General features: G+C 71.0%; 21 protein-coding genes and 1 pseudogene. 5 read left to right on the top strand and 17 right to left on the bottom strand.

Features of this window, described 5'->3' with window-relative positions; genetic code table 11:
- Positions 1–525: pseudogene (locus D7W81_RS26110) on the top strand (hypothetical protein); the annotation flags it as partial.
- Positions 526–541: 16 nt separating this feature from the next.
- Here D7W81_RS26110 and D7W81_RS26105 read toward each other — a convergent pair.
- From D7W81_RS26105 to D7W81_RS26070, 8 genes are all read right to left on the bottom strand, one after another.
- Positions 542–1,027 (bottom strand): SRPBCC domain-containing protein, encoded by a 486-nt coding sequence (locus D7W81_RS26105; RefSeq protein ID WP_120558105.1) that lies wholly within the window; start codon positions 1,025–1,027, stop codon positions 542–544.
- Complete coding sequence (locus D7W81_RS26100; protein ID WP_120558104.1) at positions 1,024–1,386, bottom strand: ArsR/SmtB family transcription factor; 363 nt, start codon at positions 1,384–1,386, stop codon at positions 1,024–1,026. Before D7W81_RS26100 ends, D7W81_RS26105 begins: the two co-directional genes overlap by 4 nt.
- A gap of 11 nt (positions 1,387–1,397) precedes the next feature.
- On the bottom strand, positions 1,398–1,829 hold the full coding sequence (locus tag D7W81_RS26095; protein ID WP_120558103.1) for a VOC family protein: 432 nt from the start codon (positions 1,827–1,829) through the stop codon (positions 1,398–1,400).
- A gap of 90 nt (positions 1,830–1,919) precedes the next feature.
- Complete coding sequence (locus D7W81_RS26090; protein ID WP_120558102.1) at positions 1,920–3,419, bottom strand: hypothetical protein; 1,500 nt, start codon at positions 3,417–3,419, stop codon at positions 1,920–1,922.
- A 115-nt stretch (positions 3,420–3,534) separates the two neighbouring features.
- Positions 3,535–4,092 (bottom strand): response regulator transcription factor, encoded by a 558-nt coding sequence (locus D7W81_RS26085; RefSeq protein ID WP_120558101.1) that lies wholly within the window; start codon positions 4,090–4,092, stop codon positions 3,535–3,537.
- Positions 4,089–5,393, bottom strand: coding sequence for an ATP-binding protein (locus D7W81_RS26080; RefSeq protein WP_120558100.1), 1,305 nt, complete (start codon positions 5,391–5,393; stop codon positions 4,089–4,091). Before D7W81_RS26080 ends, D7W81_RS26085 begins: the two co-directional genes overlap by 4 nt.
- A complete protein-coding gene (locus tag D7W81_RS26075) occupies positions 5,390–6,088 on the bottom strand; it encodes a hypothetical protein (RefSeq protein ID WP_120558099.1) in 699 nt (232 codons plus the stop codon). The genes D7W81_RS26080 and D7W81_RS26075 overlap by 4 nt, the downstream gene beginning before the upstream one ends.
- Before the next feature lie 41 nt (positions 6,089–6,129).
- Positions 6,130–7,020 (bottom strand): transporter, encoded by an 891-nt coding sequence (locus D7W81_RS26070; RefSeq protein ID WP_120558098.1) that lies wholly within the window; start codon positions 7,018–7,020, stop codon positions 6,130–6,132.
- Positions 7,021–7,238: 218 nt separating this feature from the next.
- On the opposite strand from D7W81_RS26070, the gene D7W81_RS26065 reads away from it, so the two are divergent.
- Positions 7,239–7,676 carry a DoxX family protein gene (locus D7W81_RS26065; protein ID WP_120558097.1) on the top strand — a complete coding sequence of 146 codons (438 nt, stop codon included), beginning with the start codon at positions 7,239–7,241 and terminating at the stop codon, positions 7,674–7,676.
- Between the two features lie 27 nt (positions 7,677–7,703).
- On the opposite strand, the gene D7W81_RS26060 is transcribed toward D7W81_RS26065, so the two are convergent.
- From D7W81_RS26060 to D7W81_RS26040, 5 genes are all read right to left on the bottom strand, one after another.
- Complete coding sequence (locus D7W81_RS26060; RefSeq protein ID WP_120558096.1) at positions 7,704–8,609, bottom strand: metallophosphoesterase; 906 nt, start codon at positions 8,607–8,609, stop codon at positions 7,704–7,706.
- A 225-nt stretch (positions 8,610–8,834) separates the two neighbouring features.
- Complete coding sequence (locus D7W81_RS26055) at positions 8,835–10,433, bottom strand: hypothetical protein (protein WP_244227434.1); 1,599 nt, start codon at positions 10,431–10,433, stop codon at positions 8,835–8,837.
- Between the two features lie 202 nt (positions 10,434–10,635).
- Positions 10,636–11,124, bottom strand: coding sequence for a hypothetical protein (locus tag D7W81_RS26050; RefSeq protein WP_120558094.1), 489 nt, complete (start codon positions 11,122–11,124; stop codon positions 10,636–10,638).
- Positions 11,125–11,255: 131 nt separating this feature from the next.
- Positions 11,256–11,633 carry a response regulator gene (locus tag D7W81_RS26045; RefSeq protein WP_120558093.1) on the bottom strand — a complete coding sequence of 126 codons (378 nt, stop codon included), beginning with the start codon at positions 11,631–11,633 and terminating at the stop codon, positions 11,256–11,258.
- A gap of 186 nt (positions 11,634–11,819) precedes the next feature.
- Complete coding sequence (locus tag D7W81_RS26040) at positions 11,820–12,272, bottom strand: Fur family transcriptional regulator (protein ID WP_120527796.1); 453 nt, start codon at positions 12,270–12,272, stop codon at positions 11,820–11,822.
- 279 nt (positions 12,273–12,551) lie between these two features.
- On the opposite strand from D7W81_RS26040, the gene D7W81_RS26035 reads away from it, so the two are divergent.
- Together D7W81_RS26035 and D7W81_RS26030 are read left to right on the top strand one after the other, a co-directional pair.
- Complete coding sequence (locus tag D7W81_RS26035; RefSeq protein WP_208721461.1) at positions 12,552–14,528, top strand: ATP-binding protein; 1,977 nt, start codon at positions 12,552–12,554, stop codon at positions 14,526–14,528.
- Between the two features lie 83 nt (positions 14,529–14,611).
- Positions 14,612–15,022 carry a hypothetical protein gene (locus D7W81_RS26030; RefSeq protein WP_147445625.1) on the top strand — a complete coding sequence of 137 codons (411 nt, stop codon included), beginning with the start codon at positions 14,612–14,614 and terminating at the stop codon, positions 15,020–15,022.
- Here D7W81_RS26030 and D7W81_RS26025 read toward each other — a convergent pair.
- The 3 genes from D7W81_RS26025 to D7W81_RS26015 form a co-directional block, all read right to left on the bottom strand.
- Positions 14,964–16,607, bottom strand: coding sequence for a hybrid sensor histidine kinase/response regulator (locus D7W81_RS26025; protein ID WP_120558091.1), 1,644 nt, complete (start codon positions 16,605–16,607; stop codon positions 14,964–14,966). The genes D7W81_RS26030 and D7W81_RS26025 overlap by 59 nt on opposite strands.
- 137 nt (positions 16,608–16,744) lie before the next feature.
- On the bottom strand, positions 16,745–17,767 hold the full coding sequence (locus tag D7W81_RS26020; RefSeq protein ID WP_120558090.1) for a deoxyhypusine synthase family protein: 1,023 nt from the start codon (positions 17,765–17,767) through the stop codon (positions 16,745–16,747).
- Between the two features lie 153 nt (positions 17,768–17,920).
- Positions 17,921–20,818, bottom strand: a complete 2,898-nt coding sequence (locus D7W81_RS26015) for a sensor histidine kinase (RefSeq protein ID WP_120558089.1) — start codon at positions 20,816–20,818, stop codon at positions 17,921–17,923.
- 185 nt (positions 20,819–21,003) lie between these two features.
- Between D7W81_RS26015 and D7W81_RS26010 the strand changes: the two genes are divergently transcribed.
- Positions 21,004–21,378, top strand: a complete 375-nt coding sequence (locus D7W81_RS26010) for a response regulator (RefSeq protein ID WP_120558088.1) — start codon at positions 21,004–21,006, stop codon at positions 21,376–21,378.
- Between the two features lie 10 nt (positions 21,379–21,388).
- On the opposite strand, the gene D7W81_RS26005 is transcribed toward D7W81_RS26010, so the two are convergent.
- The coding region (locus D7W81_RS26005; RefSeq protein ID WP_147445624.1) for a response regulator at positions 21,389–21,806 on the bottom strand (418 nt) is incomplete at its 5' end.

Below are 21,806 nucleotides of genomic sequence, written 5' to 3'. Positions count from 1 at the left end.
GGCGGGCAGCCGGCGACGGTGGCGGAGCAGCAGGTGGTGAGCGCGTGCCTGGCGGCGCACGCGAACAAGTACGGCATGCACGTGAACATCTCCGTGCTGGGGCGCGACGCGGTGGGCGGAGCGATGCCGTATTCGACGGACGAGCTGAACACCTTCGCGGAGAAGGAGGCGTGCTTCTTCGGCAACCTCTTCACGGGCGAGGGCACGTTCGCGGCGAACGACGGCGCGTACCTGGACTACGACGAGAGCACGGTGCGCACCTGCGGCCTGTCGTCCTGGAGTGAGACGACGGCGTGCACGCCCATGAAGCACGTGGGCGCGTGCCGGTACTACTGCACGCTGGACGCCACGCGGACGTACTACACGCGCTGCACGTACAACGGCGTGAACTACCGGCCCATCACCACGCGCATGCTGCCCCAGGACATCTACCGCTGCGGCGACGGCGTGTGCCAGCTGACGGAGAAGTGCGGCGGCAGCAACACGCCGGACAGCTGCGCGGCGGACTGCGGCGCCTGCAAATAGGCGCGGGGGTGTCTGTCTAAGTGGGGCGGGGCCGCGCGGCGTGGAGCCGGAAGCGCGTGACGAGGTCCCCCCACCAGCGCCCGATGGTCGCGACGGTGGCCGGGCCATCCAGGCCGTGGCGCACGGGGTGGTCCATGCGGATGGCGTCCCAGCCCCGGTGCTCGAGCACGACGCGGGTGCCGCCGAAGGTGGGCTCGAAGCGGACGTCGACCTCGGTGGTCTCCCCGGGGGCGAAGTTGCTCGCGCGCCATTGGAAGACGAGCCGCGCGCCGGGCTCCCAGACGAGCACGCGGCCGATTTCGAAGACCTGCTCCTCGAAGGACTCCAGCAGGCGGCCGCCGGGGCCGGGCGGTTCGAAGCGCAGGACGCCGCCGGGGTTCTGGAGGCCGCGGTAGCGCGGGCTCTTGCCCCACCAGAGGTCGGTCTCCTCCGTGAAGACCTCGAAGGCGTCCAGCGGGGACACGGCGACGAAGGTGGTGACGCGGGCGCGGTCGGCCGTCATGACTTGCGGCCTCCGGAGGGCTTCGTGCCCCGGGTGCGTTCGGCGTGGGCCTTGAAGGCGCCCAGCTGATCCGACCAGAAGGACTCCACCTCCTCCAGCCAGCCGCGCAGGGCGGCGAAGGGCTCCGGGCGCAGGGAGTAGACGCGCACGCGGGCGTCGTCCGCGTCGATGCGCTCCTCCACGAGCCCCGTCTGGCGCAGCACGCGCAGGTGGCGGGACATGGCGGGAGGGCTCATGTCGAACGCGGCGGCCAGCTCCCCGGCGGGGTGGGGCCGCTGGCGCAGCCGGTCCACGACGCCCCGGCGCGTGGGGTCGGCCAGGGCGGCCAGGGTGCGGTCGAGCGCGGACGGGGTGGCCATGGCGGGGGAGCCTACGCCGGAGTGAAGACGCGCTGGGTGAACCACCAGCGGTGGCCTTCCAGGTCCATGGCGCCGTAGGTGCGGTTGGTGCCCCAGTCGTCGCCGTAGTTCTTGGTCTCGGGCTCCTGGATGATGGCGGCGCCGGCCGCGCGCGCCTGGGCGCAGTGGGCGTCCACGTCGTCCACGTAGACCGTGAGCGTCTGCGTATTGACGCCCCCGTGCAGCCGGGGGCTCCGGTGATGGTCGTGGCGCCCGGAGGAGTTCACCATGATGACGCCGTCGCCGTAGACCAGCTCCGAGTGCACGATGGTGTTGTCCGCGCCCTCCACCTTGAGGCGCGTCTGGAAGCCGAAGGCGCGCTCCAGCCAGTCGATGGCGGCGGGAGCGTCCTCGTAGAAGAGGCTGGAGGAGATGCGCGGCCAGTCCTGGGGGATGGGCTTCATATGCGGGCTCCGGGCGAAGAGAGACTCGTTAACGTCAGGGTGAATGATTAACCCCAACGTTAACGGTCGTCAACTTGCGTCCAGGGGCTGTTAGAAGATGCCGCCCGTGAAGGGCCGGTTGCGGCCGGGGGCCTGGGGGGCCCGACCCGGGTCGGTGGGCGGCGCCATGCGCGGGCCGAGGAGGGCCGGCAGGGAGGGGGTGAGCTGCCCCACGTACAGCAGGCCCTGGAGGCCTTCGCTGACGGACGTCTCTCGCAGCTGGATGTACGGACTCAGCCCGGCGCGGGCCGCCACCTGGGGCGCGGGCGTGGCGCCGACGAGGCCGCAGACAAGCTTGCTGTTCCGGTCCAGGTCGCAGCCCCAGCGCGTGCCCTGCGCGTAGCTCATCTCCAGCACGACGAGCGAGCGGTCCTCCTTCATCAGGTGGGCCATGGGGGTGAAGGCCGGGTCCCACTGCGTGCCCTTCTGCATCTGGGTATGCGTGTTGCCCGCCAGCACCACCTGGACCTCGTCTGGCTTCGCGGCGCGGCGCTTCGTCCAGACCTGGGCGAGGGCCGCGTCGCGCTCGCTGCCATTCATCATGTCCGTGTCGTAGGCCACCACCGTCACCCGCAGGCCCGCGGCGCGCAGGGCCCGCGCGCGGTCGATGAGGTCCATCACGGCGCGGCTGCTGCGTCCGTCCTGGTAGGTCCGCGTCCAGAAGCGGCCCTCCAGCAGTGCGTCCTGATCCGCCGGGGCGCCGGGGCTCGCGAGGTACCTGTCCACGCGCGCCTGCTCCGTGTTGGGAATGGACAGGCCGAGGGCCATGGCGAGTCCCGACTGGGCCGCCTGGCACACCACATGGCCCACGACGTCCGGCACCTCGTTGGTGCCCAGTTGCTCGCCGATGAGCAGGGTAAGGCCCGGGTGCAGGAGCTCCGGCAGTCCGCGGACAGGCGTGGTGCAGGGCCCTTCCACAGGGGCCTCTTCGCTCCAGCGCTCCAGGTAGAACTCCGGTGCGCGGACGGGGGCGGGGCGCTTCTCTTCGGTCACGTTGCCGGCGATGACCTCCACGGAGGGCGCGGACTCCAGCCGCAGCGTGAGCGCCTGTTCCAGGTCCAGGTCGCGGGTGCCGTGCTGCGCGCCGCGCAGCATGGACAGACGCTTGGTCGCCGCGTCGTCCTGGTCGAAGTCCACGTCCTTCGCGAAGGGACTGGCCTCTCGTTCCCAGCGCTCCAGGTAGGTCTTCCACCACAGCTTCTTCCACTCGACGTCGTTGCCGGTGGTCTGCTGCGTCATCCGGAAGATGCGCACGACGGACTGGCGCGGGGCCACCTGGATGCCCGTCACCAGGTAGCGCGAATAGGTGGTGTTGCGCGTGCCGGCCCGGTCGGGCTCTGACCAGGTGGTGACCAGCTGGTTCGGATCCTCCGTGTCCTCGAACGCGTAGCCCCGCTCTTCCAACAGCTGGCGCGTGGCCGCGAGCGCCTCCGCCAGGGGCTTCTGGAAGACATGTTCGTACTTGGGCAGTTCTGTTTCAGGCGCCCGCTTCGAGTGGGCGCAGCTGACGGACAGCAGGGTCAATGCGACGACGAGCCAACGCCAATGCATTCCGGCCCCCCCTTGAGAGAAACGCGAAGCACCTCTCAGTCAGTGGGGCCCGCGCACGAAAAAACAATGCATTTGATTTTCGTGCGCCGGTGCCAACAAATTGATTGGACCCGCGTCAGCGGGACGGCGGGTACTTCTGGAGCTTCCGCTGGAGTGACCGGCGGTGGATGCCCAGCTTGCGCGCGGCTTCGGAGATGTTGCCGGCGCTGTCCGCGAGCACCCGGTGGATGTGTTCCCACTCCGCCCGGGCCAGGGACGGCGCCTGGAGCGTCTCCGGCGCCGCGACGCTCGGTGCCTCTTCGGCCCTGGCGAACGCTGCCAGGATGTCGTCCGCGTCCGCGGGCTTCGGCAGGTAGTTCACCGCGCCCAGCCGGATGGCATCCACCGTCGTGGAGATGCTGCCGTACCCCGTCAGCACGATGACTCGCGTGGATGCGTCCACTGCCACCAGATCGCGCACCAGTTCCAGGCCGCTCTGTCCCGGCATGCGCAGGTCCACCACCGCGTACTCCGGTGATTCGCGCCTTGCCGCTGCCATGGCCTCGTCGTGGTTGCCCGCCGTCGTCACGTCCCAGCCACGCTCGCGGAAGGCCCGGGCCAATCGCTCGCGCAAGGTGCTGTCGTCGTCCACCAGCAACAGGCTGGGGCGGTGGTCCATTGGCGCCGTGCTCATGCCGCTGCCTCCGTCACGTCCGCGCCCGGCAGGCTCAAGCGCGCCGTGGTGCCTTCTCCTGCCTTCGAGCGCAGCTCCAGAGAGCCGCCCAGCTGCTCCGCCAGCGAACGCGCCAGGAACAATCCCAATCCCATGCCCTCGCCCGGCGCCTTGGTGGTGAAGAACGGCTCACCCGCGCGCTGAAGCACCGCCTCCGGCATGCCCAGGCCTTCGTCGCGCACCTCGAGCCTCGCGCCCGTGCCCTCCGGCAATACCCGCAGCTCCACGCCCCGGCCCGCGGGCGTCGCCTGGAGCGCGTTCTTCACCAGCCCCCGCAGCACCCTCGCCAACGCTCTCGGCGGACCGTGGACCTCGTGCTTCTTCAGCGCTTCCGGCATGTCTACCCGCACGCGCTCCCGGCCCGACAGCTCCGACAGTGTCTCCTCCACCAAGCGCTCCAGCGGGATGGGCTGGAAGGGCTCTCCCGTCGTCTGGCCTGCGTCCGCGGACATCTGCACCAGCACGTCCCGGCAGCGGTCCACCTGCTGGCGGATGAGCCTCAAGTCCTCTCGCACGGAGTCGGACGTCTGCGACGCCGCGAGCGCCCGCTCCAGCTCCTTCGCCACCACCGCGATGGTGGACAGCGGCGTGGACAGTTCATGCGCCGCGCCCGCCGCCAGCGTCGCCAGCGAGGCCACCTTCTCCTGCCTCGCGTGCCGGGCCCTCGCCTGTTCCAATTCCTGCTCACGTCTCGCCAGCGCTCGCGTCACGCGCTGGATGAAATACACGATGAAGCCCGCCGCCACCGCGAACGCCACCCACATGCCGCTCAGGTGCAATCGCATCAACTCCGCGTGGTCCGGCCGCACGAGGCCCGGCAGCGTCACGTCCTGCAACAGGAACAGCGACCCGAACGCCATCAGCGTGAAGCCCAGCATCGCCCACGTGCGGCGCGGCGGCAGCAGCACCGTGCCCAGCGCCACGTTCACCAGGTACAGCGCGGTGAAGGGGTTGTGCGTGCCACCGCTCAACGCCAGCAGCCCCGTGAGCACCAGCGTGTCCCAGAGCATCAGCCCGAAGATGGCCGCCTCCGCCACCGGCCTTGCCTTCGCGAGCCCCGCGCGCACCGCCGCGTTCGTCACCGCCTCCACGCCCAGCAGCGCCACCAGCGCGGGCACCGGCAACGCCAGCTTGAGTCCCCAGGCCGCCACCGCCACCAGGACCGCCTGCCCCATCAGCACGCCCCAGCGCAGCCTCAACAGCCACACCAGGTTGATGCGGGCACGGAGCGACGGTTCGGAGGGCGGCGGCGAGGGCGTCATGGCGTGGCGGAGGACATCGCCACGGAGCGGGCCACCGTGTCCAGCGCGGACGCCGCCGCGCCCTGGGACTCCAGGTCCACCGTCGCCAGCCACGTGTCCCAGGCGAGTGCGAAGGTGCGCTCGGCCGCCGGCTCGTCCTCGGACACCGTCAGCTCGTCCAGCACCACGTCCACCGTGGCGATGTTGGACGTCACCAGCCGGAAGGGCTGGGGCTCACCGCCGCCCGCGGGCACCCGCGTCCCCTCCAGCCACAGCGTGTGCCGCACCATGTCCACGCCGCTGTCCGCGCCCGGCAGCCCTTCCGCGTCCGCGTCCGCGGGCTCGAAGGTGAGCCGCGCCCGGCAGTAGCGCCCCGGCGGCGGACGCAGCGTGCCCAGCGTCAGCACGTCCCCGTCAGGCCGCTCCAGGCTGCTCACGTGCGGCGTGCCCAGCTTCAGGGGCGAACCCACCGAATGCGCGTGCGCGGTGCCAATGGGAGACACCGCCTTCAACAGCCGCCAGCCCAGGGCCTCTTCACACGGCTTCAACTCCACGCTGCCCAGCGCCACGTAGCCGCGCGTCAGCGTGAACGTCTGTCCATCCGCGCGCGTGAAGGAACGCTCGCCGCCCGCGGCCTGCACGCCGTGCGCGGCCCGGTGCTCCAGGCCCAGCGTGACGCGCATGCCGTCCACGCGCTCCCCACACGCGCTCAGCATGCACAGCCATCCCAACCATCCCAGACGCGAGGCGCGCATCATCACAAGTCGTACGCGAGCGAGAGCACCGCGATGGGCGTGGACGACACCCGGCGCAGCTGGTTGACGAAGGGGATGCGCACCCCGGCCTGCACCACCACGTCCATGCCCGGGCTGAAGAGGACGTCCGGGGACGCATACGCGATGAAGCCCCCGCCGGCCTCCTCCGGCGTGCCGTTCGTGTCCGGCGCCCGCTCCGCGCGGGTGTCCACGCCCAGCCGCACCGCCCACGTGGGGGATGGCTGGTATTGCGTCGCCACCTGCGTGCGCACCGACGCGCCCAGCCGGTAGTCGTCACGGCCGCGCGAGGGCAGGAAGCCCAGGGCGCTCGCGAGGAATGACCACTTGCCCCGGAAGCCCTGCCACGCCAGCCCCGCCATCGGATCCACGGAGCCGCTGCCGGGCTGCGCGTCGATGCCCAGCGTCGAGCCGTCCCGCGCGTGCAGCCGGGGGCCCGTGGGCAGCTTCACCCCGCCCACTACGCTGATCAGCTGGTCGGGCGAGAACTCCTTGTCCTTCCACACGAACGCCTTCGCGCTCACGTCGATGTCGCCCAGCCCCCAGCCGCGCTCCATCCCCAGGCTCACGTCCTGGACCTCGCGGGCCTGGAGCGGCAGGTTCACCGCCAGCACCAGCCAGGGCCTGGGCGCGTACGCCACCGCCACGTCCATGCGCAATTCGCGCAGCCGCTGCGCGTCCACGCCCGTCATCCCTTCGGTGTGGCCCCACGCGCGCAGCATCGTGGACAGCCGCAGGCGGCCTTCGAAGGGCTGCTCGCCGCCCATGGACGTGAGGGTGGGGTCCCCGCACGCACAGCTGGCGCAGGCCCACGCCGTGGACGCGGGCAGGAGGAGGAGCGCGGCGCTGAAGAAGGCCAGGGTGGGGGTTCTCAAGGCGGGGGCACCCTAACGTCCCCCCGTCCTGCCGCCGTGTGGCGAGTTGTCGCAGCCCGCCGGTGCGTCACCCCGGGAACGGAACGACTGTCCACCGGCACGGGAAGCAGGCGGGAGAGCAGGGGCTGGCTGTCCGCCCGCTCATCCATGCCTATCTGGAGAATGACACCCACCCGTCCGCGTTGAGGGGGGACACGCCGGAGGCATGGAGGTCATTCATGGGGCTGCTCGCACCGCTGGGACGGCTGCTGTTCTCGGTCATCTTCATCACCAGCGGGCTCAATCACTTCATCCAGCTCCAGGCCCTCACGGCCTACGCCCAGGCGTCGGGCGTGCCCGACCCGCGCACGGCGGTGCTGGTGTCCGGCGGGGTGCTGGTGGTGGGAGGCCTGTGCGTCCTCTTGGGGATGTTCGCCCGCCTGGGCGCGGCCATGCTCGCGGTGTTCCTGGTGGCGTCCGCCTTCATGGTCCATCACTTCTGGAAGATGGAGGACCCCGTCCAGGCGCAGAACAACCTCATCCACTTCATGAAGAACCTCTCCATGGCGGGGGGCGCCCTGCTCATCGTCTACTTCGGGCCCGGCCCCTTCAGCCTGTCGCGCAAGAAGCGCGAGGCGGGCCTGGGCGGCATGAAGCTGGGCGCGCCCCTGCGCTGAAGGCGGGCGCGCCGTCCGGCTCGTGGATCAGGTCGCCCCGACGTGGGCGGCCTGGGTGTTGCGCAGGGTGAAGAAGGCGACCTCCGGCGTGCTGCCCCGGCGCAGGTACGGCCCGCCGAAGCCGAAGCCCAGCCCCTGGTTCACGTACAGGTGGTTGCCGTTCACCCGGTAGTGGCCGCGGATGTACGGCTGGCCCGCGCGGCGGAAGAGCGCCTCCGTCAGGCCCCGGACGATGAACTGCCCACCGTGGGTGTGCCCGGAGAACTGCACCAGCCCCGCGTGCGCGGGCAGCTGCTCCGCGGTGGGCGGCGTGTGGGCCAGCACCAGCCGCGTGCCGGACTCGGGCGCGCCCCGGAAGGTGGCCTCCACGTCCGCCATGCCGGTGAGCCCGTCGTCGATGCCCAGCACCGTCAAGGGCGCGCCCTTCACGTGCACCACGCGGTGCTCGTTCTGGAGCACCGTGTAGCCCAGGGCCTCGAAGGACATGCGCAGGTAGGGCGCGTCCACCCAGTGGTCGTGGTTGCCCATCACCACGAAGACGGGGCCGTTGAGCCCCTGGAGCAGCTGGCGCACGCGCGGCAGCGGCTTGGGGCTGTGGGTGACGTAGTCGCCGGTGAGGAACACCAGGTCCGGCGCCGCTTCGTTCACCGCGGCCACCGCGCGGCGGATGCGCACGTCGGAGGTCGCCTGGCCCACGTGCACGTCCGACAGCTGCGCGATGCGCAGCCCGTCATGCTCCGGGTGGATGCTGTCCAGCTGGAGCAGGTGCTCGGTGAGGACGAAGTGGTCCCGCCAGCGCAGGCGCCGGTCCGGCCGGAAGGGGTCGGGGCCTCGCGCCTGGAGCTCGTTGCGGCCGTGCGGCTCCACCGGTTCGGCTTCGGCGAGGGAGGCAGCGGCACCAGCGGCGTGACGGCGGGCGAGTCTCAGGCGCATGCGTTCGGATTCCTCCGGCGGGGCGAGGGGCGATTGTAGAGAACGGTCCGGAGGGTCGTGAAGCCCGGGGGCCCGGCCCGCCTGCCCCCTTGCACGAAGGCAAGAGGGCGGAAGCAGAACCGGGCCTCCTTCCAGAACATTTCCGCGCCCTTCCAGGCGGCCCCTTCCCCCCGTGGCGCCGGGTGCGACATGCGCACCGCCCCGGCGCCAGGGTGGGAGTCCTGCCTAGTAGCCGCGCAGGACGGTCAGGCCCTCGGAGGTGAGGACCAGCAGCATGCCGGACGGCACGGAGCCGTCATACACGAGCTGGATCACCCTGTTGCCGGGCACGCCGGACACCTTCTCCAGCGTCTTGGCCGGGGTGAGCCGGTAGAGGCCGCCCGCGTTGGTGCCGATGAAGAGCGAGCCGTCATTCGTGGACGCGAGCGAGTTGATGTTGGTGAGCGCCGGGATGTCCGCGCCGATGCGGGTGCCCCGCTGGGAGGGATTGCCAGCCGAGCCGATGGTCATGTTCCACAGGCCGTAATCCTTGCTGCCCAGGTAGTACTTGTCGTCCAGCGTCGTCTGCTGGAAGCCGCGCCAGTAGTCGAACTCCTCCTGGGAGTTGAGGTCCAGCAGGAACGAGGACTTCACCTTCTGCTGGTTGATGGACTCCGTCTTGGTGTCGTCCCAGGTCTCCATCTTCGTGTCGGGCGTGACGGTGCCGAAGTTGTAGTCGTTCGCCATGAGCACGTCCCCCGACGGAGAGATGCCCAGGCCGTAGGTGTAGCCGGCCATCTGGGTGCCGGGCTCATTCTCCTTGGGAGGCGGCTTCGGCTTGAACCACACCGGGTGCCGGTGGGCGTTGTACGTCAGGCCGCGCAGGCGCACGACGCCGTGGTTGGTGCCGAAGAAGACGTCGCCCTTGTTCGGGCCGCGCAGCACGGACGTGCAGCTGACCATGGCGCGGTCTTCGTCGAAGTGGTGGTCGTTGCTGTTGCGGATGCCCAGGCTGACGCCGTCCACGACGGACGGGCCCGTCTGGATGAAGGGCTTGCCGTTGTCATCGACGTTGGCGCGGCGGGACTGGTTGATGTGGCTCTCGAAGGCGACCTGGCCGCTGGCCGCGTCCAGCTTCACCGCGTCCACGTCGCCCTGCTTGTAGAGGTTGAGCCGGCGCGGGCTGAACGGGTAGCAGACCTGTTCGTTCACCGGTGTCTCGCACGGCTTCGCGGTGACGATGAAGTTGGTGTGGATGTCGGGCCACTCCGGATCCTTGTCCAGATCCGGCGCGTTGTAGCCCACGTACGCGCGGCCCGCCTCGCCGCCGCAGATGACGGTGGAGGACTGACCGTCGGCCGCCTGGCCCACCGGCCCCGAGACCCAGACCAGCTTCTTGGTGTCCGCGCGCACCACGCCAATGCGGTCGCCGTCCAGCACCCAGATGTTCTTGCCCAGGTCCAGGCCCACCGACTTCACCTTGCCGATGCCGTAGCGGTCCGAGTAGTTCGCCGTCGGCTCCGCCGGCCATGGATCCACCGGGCCCGCGTCGGTGCCGGCATCCGTGCCGCCACCCGTGCCCGCGTCGGTCCCGGCGTCGGTGCCGCCGCCCGTGCCCGCATCCGTGTCGCCGCCCGTGCCGGCATCCGTGCCACCTCCGGTCCCCGCATCCGTGCCCGTCCCGGCATCGGTGCCGCCGCCCGTGCCCGCATCCACCCCCGGCCTCGGGTTGATGTCGTCCGTGTCACCCACGGGAGTCGTGGGGCTGTCAGACCCACCGCACCCCCACGCCGACAGCACCATCGCCCCCACACACACGCCCAGCCCCAGCAGTCGTCGATTCACGTTTTCTCCCTACGCGTACGCGCTGCCTAAGCAAGCCGCGTACCGGCCCTGGAGCGCAGGCTGTCCGTGCGGCATCCCCTGGGAGTGGGCAATCCCTTTCCCATCCGTGGAAGCAGGCAGGCCTGAATGGGCAGCAAAAAAAACCGGGCCCGCCTCCCGGATGGGAAGCGGGCCCGATGAAGGACCGCGCGGATCCGCGGTGCTACTTCTTGGGCGACGTGGCCTTCAGCTCCAGCGCGATGGAGTCATCCCCCTCCAGCTGGAACTTCGCGCGCACGCTGGCGCCCTCCGGCAGCTCGCTCGCCTTCACGGTCTTGCCGTCCAGGGTCACCTTCGTCTGCTCACGCACGTCCAGCTGCACCTCCGGCAGCGTGCCGGTGCGCGCCAGGGTGATGTCGTCGTCGTCCTTGGCCTTCACGGTGCCGTTGAGGCTGAAGGCGTCCTTCTCCTTCCAGACGCCGGACTTGTTCGCGGCGTCCGCCTTGTCCTTGGAGGTGTCCTTGCCCACCACCTTCTTGGCGGTGTCACTGATGGCGGGGCCCACCTCCTGGGCCTCCACGCCCGTGGACGGGCCGTTCATCTGGCTGTTGCTGGGCGCGCTGGGCGCCGGGTTCTGCGGCGTGCCGGTGGTGCTCTGCGCGAAGGCAGCCGTTCCCAGGCACATCACTGCCGCGACGATGATCTTCTTCATGGTCCCGCTCCCTTTCGTGTTGGGTGTTTCGTATCTGCTCTCAAGGGTGGGGCGGCCCTGTTCCGCCGCCAACCGGCCCCTTGAGCCCAGCGCCTCCATGCCGCCCCGCCGCACACAGAGCAGGCAGGCGTTCACACCGGCAGGCAGAACTGCTTCACGGTGCTGAGCAGCGCGGACAGGTCCAGCGGCTTGCGCAGGTAGCCCGCCACCCCCATGCCGTCCACCGTGTCACGCACGTCCAGGTCCGCGCTGGCCACCACCACCGGGATGTCCGAGCACGCGCGCTCGTGGCGCAGCGCCTCGCGGAACGCGACGCCGTCCATGCGCGGCATCATCAGGTCCAGGAGGATGAGCTGTGGCCGGGGCTCCGAGGAGCGCAGCCGCTCCAGGGCCTCCAGTCCGTCCGCCGCCAGCTGCACGGCGTAGCCCTCCAGCTCCAGCGCGTCCTGGAGTGCATCCCGGATGTCCATGTCGTCGTCGACGACCAGCAACGTGTGATGGGCTTCCATCCCATTCCCCCTGCGAGCCTTGAAGGGCCCGAGCCGTCCCCCGAGCCGGGACGGCGGGTCCTCGCCTTCGCCAGGACCAATCTGTACCTGGGGACAGGAGAGCGGAAGCTCCAATGTAGGCGCTTGCCTACCAGTGAGCACATGTGGGGCAGGCGCCCCCATGGCTGGCTGGAGGGCAGGGGAGGGCTATTCGCAGCGGTCGCAGAGGCCGCGCAGCTGCACTTCCACGGCGCGCTGCGACACGGCGCGGGGGACGCCCCGGGCGGTGGTGAGGCGCACGGACTCCTCGGGGAGGCAGGCCACGGTGCCGCAGTCGGTGCAGGTGAAGTGGGGGTGGTTGTTGGCGTGCTCGGTGGCGCCGGCGCGCTTGAGCTCGAAGCGCCAGACGTGGTCGCCCAGGTCGGCGCGCACGACGAGGCCGGCCTCGGTGAGGTCGGTGAGGTTGCGGTAGATGGTGACGCGGTCGTAGCCCTCGCCGCCCAGCTCCTCCACCAGGTCCGCGTGGCTCATGGGGGCGGTGGCGGTCTCCAGCTTGCGCAGCACGGCCACCCGGGGGGCGGTGCTGCGCAGCCCCGCGGCGCGAATCCGGTCCTGGAACCCGGTCAGCTTCTCCTGCGCCGTGACTTTCTTGGCACCCATGCGCGGTCGAATAACACACCCGCCGCGCCCACGTCCTCCGCGCCCGCGCAAACGAAGTGTATCTGTAGCCCGGTTGTACCAGTGACGCGGCAGGCCAGCCGCTCTTCCGCAGGGCCCGTGGCCTTCCAACTTCCAACACTTCCGCACGGTTGCCTTGACTCGGGGGCCCCCGTCACGAGACTGCGCCCCTTCCTCTCCCTGGTGGCGGGCCGTTGGGGTCCCACCCTCCAGAACGACCTGTCGTCCGCGCCCGTTTCCCTGCGTTCTCCCGCCCCCTTGATGAAGCCCACCTTGCTGCTCGTCGAAGCCCCGGGTCCGCACCGGGAGCTCCTGGCCCTGGCCTTCCAGAGCCAGGGCTGGCGGGTGCTGCTGGCGGCGGGGCTGGAGCCCGGGCTGCGCGCCCTGCGCGAGTCCCCGCCGGTGCACCTGGTGCTGGCGGCGGCGGCGGGGCTCCTGTCCTCGGCCGGGGGGCACCTGGGCGCGCTGCATGAAGCGCTGGGGGTATCCGGCGCGGCCCTGTGGGTGGAGGCGCTGCCGGCCGAGCAGGAGGCCCTGCGGCGGCTGGGCGTGCCGGTGACAGGCTTCCTCGCGGCGGGCCGGTCGCTGGGCGCGCGGGTGGAGGCGGTGCGGCAGGCCCTGCCCCCCGCGGTGCGGGACGCGGAGGGTGGCGCGTCCCTGCTGCGGGTGCTGGTGGCGGAGGATGACCCCGTCTACCGCAAGCTCCTGCGGCTGGCGCTGGGCCCCTTCCACTTCGAGCTCCTGGAGGCGGAGGACGGCCTGTCCGCGCTGGAGCTGGCGCGGCGGCGGCGGCCGGACATCGTGCTGGCGGACGTGCTGATGCCCCGGCTGGACGGCTTCCGGCTGTGCCTGGCCCTGCGCCAGGACCCGAAGCTCGCGCGCGTGCCGGTCATCCTCACGCACTCCACCGCGCCGGACGAGCTGGACCTGCGCATGGCGGCCAACGTGGGGGCCAACGGCTTCGTGCAGCGCTCGCAGGGGGATGACGCGCTGGTGGCGGCGCTCTTGCGCGAGGCCCGCGAGCAGGGGCCGCTGCCCGCGCCCGTGCCCGGCGAGCTGTCCACCGAAGCGCACCTGTACGGGATGGTGCGGCAGCTGGAGCGGCGCGTGGGGCTGCTGGAGCAGGCCGAGCGCACCGCGCGCGAGAGCGAGGAGCGCTACCGGCTGGTGGTGTCCGGTTCCTATGACGGCGTGTGGGACTGGGACGTGCGCAACCAGCGCATGTACTGGAGTCCGCGCCTGCTGGAGATGCTGGGGATGAAGCCGGAGGCCTTCCCGGGGACCTCCGAGGCGTTCCTCGCGCGGGTGCACCCGGAGGACCGGGACGAGGTGTCGTCCGCGCTGGCGCGGCACCTGGAGCAGGGCACGCCCTATGACGTGTCCTTCCGGCTGAAGCACGAGGCCGGGGGCTACCGCTCCTGCGTGAGCCGGGGCCGGGCCATCCGCGACGCGCAGGGAAGGCCCGTGCGCATGGCGGGCATCATCGGCGACGTGACGGAGCAATTGCGGCTGTACCGCGAGGCGCGCGAGGCGGTGCGCGTGCGGGACGAGTTCCTGGCGGTGGCCGCGCACGAACTGCGCACGCCCCTGGCCGCGCTGCGGCTGCGCGTGCAGGGCACGGCGGCGGCGCTCAAGCACGAGCGCCAGGTGGCGCCGGAGCGGCTGGAGCGCGCGCTGGTGGCGGCGGACCGGCAGGTGCAGCGGCTGGTGGACCTGGTGGAGGGGCTGCTGGACGTGTCGCAGATGCAGGGCCACTCGCCCCGGCTGAACCTGGAGGACGTGGACCTGGGGCAGGTGGTGCGGGACGTGGTGGTGCGCTCGGAGGAGATGGCGGCCCGGGCGGGGTGCCTGCTGGTGGTGCGCGACGTGGCGTCCGCGGTGGGCCACTGGGACGCGCTCCGGCTGGGGCAGGTGGTGACGCACCTGTTGGTGAACGCGGTGAAGTTCGGCCCGGGCAAGCCCGTGGAGCTGGAGGTCCAGTCGGACGCGGACACGGCCTCCCTGGTGGTGCGCGACCACGGCATCGGCATCGCGCCGGACCGGGTGGACGGCCTCTTCCGCCGCTTCGAGCGCGCGGTGCCCACGCGCAACTACGGCGGGCTGGGGCTGGGGCTCTACCGCCTGCACCGCATCGTGGAGGCGCACGGCGGTGACGTGGCGGTGACGAGCATCCCGGGGCAGGGCGCCACCTTCCGGGTGCGGCTGCCCCGCGCGGGGCCTCCCGTGGGCCACGCCTGACGGCCCGGCGCTCTGTCGGGTGAGCCACACACGCGGCCCGCGGGCTGCTGCTGTCACCGGGGGGAAGACGCAAGTTCCCACGCATGGGAAAACGACCCACCGTGCTGGTGCTCAACGGGAGCGAAGATCTCATCGAGGCGCTGGAGGAAGTGCTCGACGGGGCGGGCTTCCAAACGAAGGGCGTGCGCGTGCAGGACGTCATGCGCGGCCCCCTGGACTTCTCCACGCTGGTGCGGGAGGCGAAGCCAGCGGTCATCGTCTACGACATCAGCGTGCCGTTCGCCCTGAGCTGGCATGCGTTCCAGAAGCTCGCCGCGACCCCGGCCGCCGCCGGCATCCCCTTCGTGCTCACCACCACCAACCGTGAGGGCGCGCAGGAATACACCGGTCCGGATGTCATCGAGTTGCTGTTGAAGCCCTATGACATCGACCAGTTCACCCGCGCGGTGTCGCAGGCGGCGCAGCGGGGGACCGCCGTGGCAGACGCACGGTGAAGGTGGTGCCCGCCTCCGCCGTGGAGCTGACGCTCACGATGCCGCCGTGGGCGTGCACCACCTGCCGCACGATGAAGAGGCCCAGGCCGATGCTGCGGTCCGTGCGGTTCTCCTGGTGGGCGGCTCCCCGCTCCAGCGGTTCGAAGAGGCGTGGCAGCAGGTCCGCGGGGATGGGGGCGCCGGTGTTGTGGACCTCCAGCACCACGCTGTCCGCCTCTCCCTGGCTGCGCACCTGGATGGGAGCGGCGGGGTCGCCGTAGGCCAGCGCGTTGCCCAGCAGGTTGCCCACCACCTGGGAGAGCCGGTCCGCGTCCCACGTCCCCGTGCCGTCGCCCGCGTGGTGGGCCTGGATGGCGCGTCCGGCGTCGCGTGCCCGCGCTTCCTCGACGGCGGTGTCCACCAGGACGTGGAGGTCCGCGTCCTGCAAGCGGAGGGAGAACCCGCCGTAACGCACCTGGGTGAAGTCGAGCAGGTCGTGGATCATCCGCACGGCGCGCTCGGTGGAAGCGACGATGCGGCGCACGCGCTTCTGCTGCGGCTCCTCCAGGTGGCCCCGCTCCAGGAGCAGCGCGGAGGACAGCAGCACGGAGGACAGCGGGGTGCGCAGGTCATGGCTCACGATGCCGATGAGCTGCCGCTCGAAGTCACCGCGCTGGCGCGTCTCTGTCTCCAGTTGCTTCCGGGCGCTCACGTCCCGCAGGGCGCCCACCACCTGGACGACACGTGCCTCGCCATCACGCACGATGAGGGCGCGCTCCTCCACCTCACGCCAGACGCTTTGGGCGTCGAGGAACCGGTGGTTGCTGTGCCATAGGTCACCACTGCCTTCGATGGCTTCGATGAAGCCGCGCTGGACGGCGGCGAGGTCCTTCGGATGGATGTGTTTGCGCCACCAGGCCTGGCGAGGCACCTTGGGAGGGTCCAGGGGCCCCAGCAGGTCCCGTCCGCCGCTGCTCCACTCCAGGGTGTCTGTCTGGGGATTCCATTCCCAGATGGCGTCCTGGGTGGCGCGGGCGGCCAGCCGGAAGCGCTGTTCGCTGTTCCAGGCGCGCAGTTCCGCGGCGCGCACCTCCGCGAGCGCGCTCTCCGCCAGGGTGCGCCGGGCATGTTCGTCGGACAGGTCCTGGCGGGTGGCGTCGAGCGTCGTCGTCACCTCGGTGTCGCGCTGGCGCTGCCGCCACCTCCAGTGGGCCAGCCCCAGCACGCGGGCCACCAGTTCCTGGGGGCGGAAGGGTTTGAAGACATAGTCATTGGCGCCCGCGCCCAGCCCCTCGACGACGTCCTCCGGTGTCTGGTGGGAGGTGAGCAGCAGGACGGGGAGGAGGGCCGTGGCGGGAGTGCCCCGCACGAACGTGCAGACCTCCAGGCCCGTGAGCCCGGGCGTCTCCCGGTCCAGGACCAGCACATCCGGGGGAGCCTGGAAACCGAGCGCCTCCACCAGCACCGCCCCGTCGGAGAACAGGGTGACGTCGCACGCAGGGGCGAGCGCTGCCTGCGCGGCCCGGGCCTCCGTGGGGGAGTCCTCCAGCAGCCACACCGAGGGGCGCGCGGTGAAGGCAGAAGGCGTGTGTGTGCCAGGGCGCATCAAGGGGTTGGGCCGGTTCCTAGCCGGTCAGTCGGAGCCGCGTCCAGTCGCGGAGCGTAAGGTGAGTGGCCATGCGTCCGGACGCAGTTCTTTCAGGCGCAAAGGAGCAGGGGGGTGTCCTGCCCCCAACGTCCTTGCTAGCGCCGGTGCGCGGCGATGAGCGAAGCCGCCACGTCCGGCTGGCGCTGGCACTCCAGCAACGCGCTGAGCATCAGCGGGGCGACGATGGTGGCATCCGATTCAATGACGAACATCGGGGTCGTCTCGGTCAGCTTGTCCCAGGTGATCTTCTCGTTGGGCGTGGCCCCCGAGTACGAGCCATAGGACGTCGTCGAGTCGCTGATCTGGCAGAAGTAGGCCCAAGGCTTCACGGGCTTCTGCAGGTCGTACTTCGTCGACGGCACCACGCAGATGGGGAAGTCCCCCGCGATGCCGCCGCCAATCTGGAAGAAGCCGACGCCCTTGCCCGCGGAGAGCTCCTCGTAGCGGTCGTAGAAGTCGGCCATGTACTCGATGCCTGACTTGACGATGCTCGCGTCGCAGTCGCGCGTCTTCACGTAGGACGCGAAGATGTTCCCGAACGTCGAGTCCTCGTAGCCCGGGACGACGATGGGCAACTTGTGCCGTGCGGCCTCCAGCAGCCAGCAGGCCTCCGGGTCGCCCTCGTACGCCGAGGGCTCCAGCACCTGGATGAGCTCGTAGAAGTACTCGTGCCAGAAGCGGCGCTCGCCCCGCGCGGTCGCGCCCTTCCACATGGGGACGATGAACTTCTCCACCGCGCGGAACGCCTCGTCCTCGGGGATGCTGGTGTCGGTGACCCGGCGCATCCGCTGCTCGAGGATGCGCGTGTCGTCCTGCTTGGTGAAGTAGCGGTACTCCGGGAAGTCCTTGTACGCCGCATGCGCGACGAGCCGGAAGAGCGACTCCTCCAGGTTGGCGCCCGTCACGGACAGGCCATGGATGAGCCCCGCGCGGATGGCGGGCGCCAGGGTGATGCCCAACTGCGCGGAGGACATCGCACCCGCGACGCTCCAGAACATCCGGCCGCCCGTGGAGACATGGTCCCAGTAGGCGAGGAGCGCGTCGCGCGTCGCGCGTGCGTTGAAGTTCTTGTAGTTCGTGAGGACGAACTCGAGGACGGGAAGTTCGGACGTGGGCATGGGGGCCTCCAGCAACGAGAGTGATGCTCGGGCGGCGCCAGCCATGAAAATGCCACCCGAGGACCCCCTACGGTCACGACGCGAGGTCGTGCCGCCATCGGGGCGTCGAGTGGCTGCGGGTTCACTAACACGGTCGGGCAGGTGCTGCCACCGCTACGCCCCGGGCGCCTGCTTCGCGTCCGCGTGCGGCAGCCTCACCGTGAACGTCGTGCCCTTCTCCGGCGTGGACGTCACGTCGATGGTGCCTCCGTGCGCCTGGACGATGGTCCGCACGATGAAGAGCCCCAGGCCCACGCTGCGCGTCGCCGCGTCCATGCCCGGCACCCCGCGCTGCATGGGCTGGAAGATGCGCGGCAGCAGGTCCGGCGCGATGGGCGCTCCCGCGTTGTGGATCTCCAACAGGACGCTCCCGGGCGCCTCCCTCAGGCGCACCGCCACCGGCGAGTCCTCCGGCGAGTACTTCAACGCGTTGCCCAGCAGGTTCGTGAGCACCTGCGTGACGCGGTCCGGATCCCAGCAGCCGCGGATCACCTTCGCGGGCAGGGACGTCTGGAGGACGCGCTCCGGGACGGTCATCCGCACCTCCTCCACCACCTGGTGCACCAGGGCCCCCAGCTCCAGGTCCTGGCAATGCACCGGGAGGCCGCCGCCCAGGCGCGCCTGGGTGAAGTCCAGCAGGTCGCGGATCATCCGCACCGCGCGCTCCGCGGCGGACTGGATGCGCAGCACGGCCTTCGTCGCGCGCTCGTTCAGGTCATCGCGCCGGAGCAGCGACGACGTGCCCAGGGTGATGGCGCTCAGGGGGTTTCGCAGGTCGTGCGACACGATGCCCACCAGGTACTGCTCGAACTCCGCGCGCTGGCGCGCCGCCTCCTCCGCCAGCTTCCGCTCCGTCACGTCCAGCCCCGTGCCCACGAAGCGCACGGGCCGGCCGTCCGGACCGAAGTGGAAGTGCCCCCGTCCGGAGATCCACCGCACGGGCTGGCCTTCCAGGGGAAGCCGCACGCGGAACTCGCTCGCGTATTCGCCGGAGCCCTCCGGCCGGGAGGCTTCCTCCATGGCCCGCTCCACCTGACGCCGGTCCTCCTCGAAGACGAATTGCATGGCCTCGTCGAGCGTCACCTCGCCTTCGGCGGGCAGGCCCAGCATGGAGCGGAAGCGTGCGTCCCAGGTGGCCCGGCCCGTGGCCGGCTCAATGTCCCAGCTGCCCATGTCCGCCGCGTCCAGCGCCAACCGCTGGCGCTCCTCGCTGATCCGCAGCGTGGCCGCCAGGCCTTCCACCCGCTGGCGCGCGCGCACGGCCTCCGTGACGTCACTGGCGACGGCCAGGATGCCCTCGATGCCGACCTCGGCCTGGCGCAGTGGCTGGTAGATGAGGTTGAAGTAGGCGTCCTCCAGGGCCCCGCCCTGGGCCCGGGCCAGCCTCACGTGCAGTTCGTGGCCCACGTAGGGCGTCCCCGTGGTGAGCACTCCGTCCAGGAGCTCCCGGATGCCCTGTCCCTCCACCTCCGGCAGGGCTTCAAGCACGGAGCGGCCCAGGACCTGTTCGCTGGCGCGGCCCCAGAGCTGGCAGACCCGGTCGTTGGCCAGCACCACGACGTGCGCGGGCCCCCGGAAGATGGCGAGCGCGACGGGCGCCTGTCTCAGCAGCGCGTGAAGCTGGCTCAGCTCCGTGTCCGCCTGCACGCGCGCGGTCCGCGCTTCCCGCAGCAGCCGTTCGTGTCCGTTCTCCGCCTCCCACCGGGAGGTGACGTCCTGCATGGCGCCCACCATGCGCACGCCCCGGCCCTGCGCGTCGCGCAGGATGACGCCCGAGTCCAGCACCCGCATGACGCCGCCCTGGCGGTTGAGGAAGCGGTACTCGTCCTGCCAGCGCGCCTGCGTGCCCTGGATGGCCGCGTGGATGCCGCGGGCCACCCGCTCCCGGTCCTCCGGGTGGATGCGGGACACCCACCAGTCCGCCAGGGGCCCCATCTCGTCGGGCGCGAAGCCGAGCAGCTTGCGCGTCTCCCCGCTCCAGGACACCTCCTGGGTGAGCAGGTTCCAATCCCAGACGGTGTCCGCCGCCGCCTGGCTGGCCAGCCGGTAGCGCGTCTCCGACGCCTCCAACCGCGCGTTGGCTTCGCGCAGCCGGCCCATCAGGAGGGCGCGGTCGAGGATGCCGGAGAGGTACTCCACCAGCGTCTCCAGGAAGCGCTTGGTCTGCGGCGGCACCGGCCGGGCCTCCGCGAAGCCCACGCACAGCACGCCCATGAGGTCGCCGTGGGGCCACAGCCGCAGGCCCAGCAGCGTGCTCCACCCGGGGGCGTGCAGCCCCTCGCGCGTGGCGTCCTCCAGGCCCCGCGCCTGCGCGAGCACCAGGGGCTCCTCCGAGCGCGCCACCCGGCCCAGGAACGAGGGCCCCTGCGCGTCCACCCGCCGGCCGGGAGCCGGAGACAGGTACTCGGTGTGCGCGACGGGGACCAGCCCGCGGCCCCCCGCGTCCACGAGGAACAGCTCCGCCCCGGTGGCCTCCAGCGCCTGGACGATGAGCTCCACCAGCGGCTTGAGCGGGCCCTGTGGATCCGCGCGCGGCTCCAGCCACCGGGGCGCCAGCGCGTCCATCTGGCGCAGGAAGCGCTTCTCGCGCTGGCGGTCCTCCAGGGAGTAGCCGGAGAAGAGGACCACCACGTGGTCCATGGCCTCCTCCAGCTGCTGGAAGAGGCATTGGATGCCCACGGCGGTGGGCTTGCGCTGCGGCTGGAGGTCCTCCCACAGCTGGGGGATGAGCCGCCCCAGGAGCGTGTACTCGTCCGTCGCATCCTCCTGCGTGGCGCCCACGCGCAGCCGCAGGTTGATGTGCGCTTCCTCCAGGCGCGTGCGCGTCTCCAGCCACTCCGGCGTGGCGCCATCCCGGCAGATGGCCGCCACCGCGTGCAGGTACTCCGGCAGCGTGGAGATGACCTCCGACGGCTTCAGCCCCTGCGTGCTCTCCAGTCCTCGCGCGGCTTCCGCGAAGCGCCGCACCAGTGCGTCCAGGTTCGCTTCGATGAAGTCCGCGATGAGTTTCATGGGCCCGTAGGGAAGGGGGTAGGGGCTCAGGCCCCCAGGTGCAACGGACCCACCCTGTTTTCCCGCGCGATTCCCGACAGGCGGATGACTGGAGGCATGCACCGCGTGAAACCGCCGTGCGCGGCGAAGGGCCGGGCGGCATGTCCTGCTTGGCGCCAGCGGCGCGACCTGCGTAGGCTGCGGGGGTGCGGAGAGCCAACGCGCATTCCACCATCCTCATCGTCGATGACGAGCCGGACCTGCGCGAGGTGGTGGCGGAGCTGCTGGAGATGGAGGACTACACGGTGCTCCAGGCCGCCAACGGCCAGGCCGCCCTGGACGTCCTCGCCTCCCAGGCCCAGCCCTGCCTGGTGCTGCTGGACCTGATGATGCCGGTGATGGACGGACACGAGTTCCTCCTCCGGCTGCGGGAGGACCCGCGCTACCGCGAGCTGCCCGTGTTGATGCTCACCGCCCACTTCTCCGCGAAGGCGCCGCCGGGCACGGTGGGCCTGTTGCGCAAGCCCGTGGACATCGCGGAGCTGCTGGCCACGGTGGCGCGGCACTGCCCTACCGTCTGAGCGCGCGGCCCTACGCCGGCACGGAGTGCACGGCGATGGCGTCCAGCAGCGCCTCCAGCTTCACCGGCTTGCCCAGCCGTCCGGCCACTCCCTGGGGCAGCGGCAGCGTGGGATGCGCCGTCAGCACCAGCACCCGCGTCAGCGCGAGCGCGCCCGTGCTGCGCAGGTGTTCGATGAAGGCGTGGCCGTCCATCACCGGCATCACCAGGTCCAGCAGGATGAGGGCGGGCATCCGCTCCTGCTTCGCCAGCACGTTCAGTGCGTCCTGGCCATTCACCGCAGTGAGGGCGTGGTAGCCCTCCGATGCCAGGATTTCGCGCAGCGCCTCGCGGACGTCTTCGTTGTTCTCGACGAGGAGCAGCGTGGGGCGGTGTTGCGCGGTGGACACACATGCACCGTAGGGCAGGGGCCCGGGTGATACCAGGGGG

It is taken from the genome of Corallococcus aberystwythensis (genome assembly GCF_003612165.1).
GTDB classification, from domain to species: Bacteria; Myxococcota; Myxococcia; order Myxococcales; family Myxococcaceae; genus Corallococcus; species Corallococcus aberystwythensis.
This window is presented reverse-complemented; position numbering and strand designations above follow the sequence as displayed.

Excerpts from the sequence above, each read along its gene's own strand:
- D7W81_RS26105 (WP_120558105.1), bottom strand. The coding sequence starts at position 1,027 with ATGACGGCCGACCGCGCCCGCGTCACCACCTTCGTCGCCGTGTCCCCG.
- D7W81_RS26100 (WP_120558104.1), bottom strand. The coding sequence starts at position 1,386 with ATGGCCACCCCGTCCGCGCTCGACCGCACCCTGGCCGCCCTGGCCGAC.
- D7W81_RS26095 (WP_120558103.1), bottom strand. The coding sequence starts at position 1,829 with ATGAAGCCCATCCCCCAGGACTGGCCGCGCATCTCCTCCAGCCTCTTC.
- D7W81_RS26090 (WP_120558102.1), bottom strand. The coding sequence starts at position 3,419 with ATGCATTGGCGTTGGCTCGTCGTCGCATTGACCCTGCTGTCCGTCAGC.
- D7W81_RS26085 (WP_120558101.1), bottom strand. The coding sequence starts at position 4,092 with ATGAGCACGGCGCCAATGGACCACCGCCCCAGCCTGTTGCTGGTGGAC.
- D7W81_RS26080 (WP_120558100.1), bottom strand. The coding sequence starts at position 5,393 with ATGACGCCCTCGCCGCCGCCCTCCGAACCGTCGCTCCGTGCCCGCATC.
- D7W81_RS26075 (WP_120558099.1), bottom strand. The coding sequence starts at position 6,088 with ATGCTGAGCGCGTGTGGGGAGCGCGTGGACGGCATGCGCGTCACGCTG.
- D7W81_RS26065 (WP_120558097.1), top strand. The coding sequence starts at position 7,239 with ATGGGGCTGCTCGCACCGCTGGGACGGCTGCTGTTCTCGGTCATCTTC.
- D7W81_RS26060 (WP_120558096.1), bottom strand. The coding sequence starts at position 8,609 with ATGCGCCTGAGACTCGCCCGCCGTCACGCCGCTGGTGCCGCTGCCTCC.
- D7W81_RS26050 (WP_120558094.1), bottom strand. The coding sequence starts at position 11,124 with ATGAAGAAGATCATCGTCGCGGCAGTGATGTGCCTGGGAACGGCTGCC.
- D7W81_RS26045 (WP_120558093.1), bottom strand. The coding sequence starts at position 11,633 with ATGGAAGCCCATCACACGTTGCTGGTCGTCGACGACGACATGGACATC.
- D7W81_RS26040 (WP_120527796.1), bottom strand. The coding sequence starts at position 12,272 with ATGGGTGCCAAGAAAGTCACGGCGCAGGAGAAGCTGACCGGGTTCCAG.
- D7W81_RS26035 (WP_208721461.1), top strand. The coding sequence starts at position 12,552 with ATGAAGCCCACCTTGCTGCTCGTCGAAGCCCCGGGTCCGCACCGGGAG.
- D7W81_RS26030 (WP_147445625.1), top strand. The coding sequence starts at position 14,612 with ATGGGAAAACGACCCACCGTGCTGGTGCTCAACGGGAGCGAAGATCTC.
- D7W81_RS26025 (WP_120558091.1), bottom strand. The coding sequence starts at position 16,607 with ATGCGCCCTGGCACACACACGCCTTCTGCCTTCACCGCGCGCCCCTCG.
- D7W81_RS26020 (WP_120558090.1), bottom strand. The coding sequence starts at position 17,767 with ATGCCCACGTCCGAACTTCCCGTCCTCGAGTTCGTCCTCACGAACTAC.
- D7W81_RS26015 (WP_120558089.1), bottom strand. The coding sequence starts at position 20,818 with ATGAAACTCATCGCGGACTTCATCGAAGCGAACCTGGACGCACTGGTG.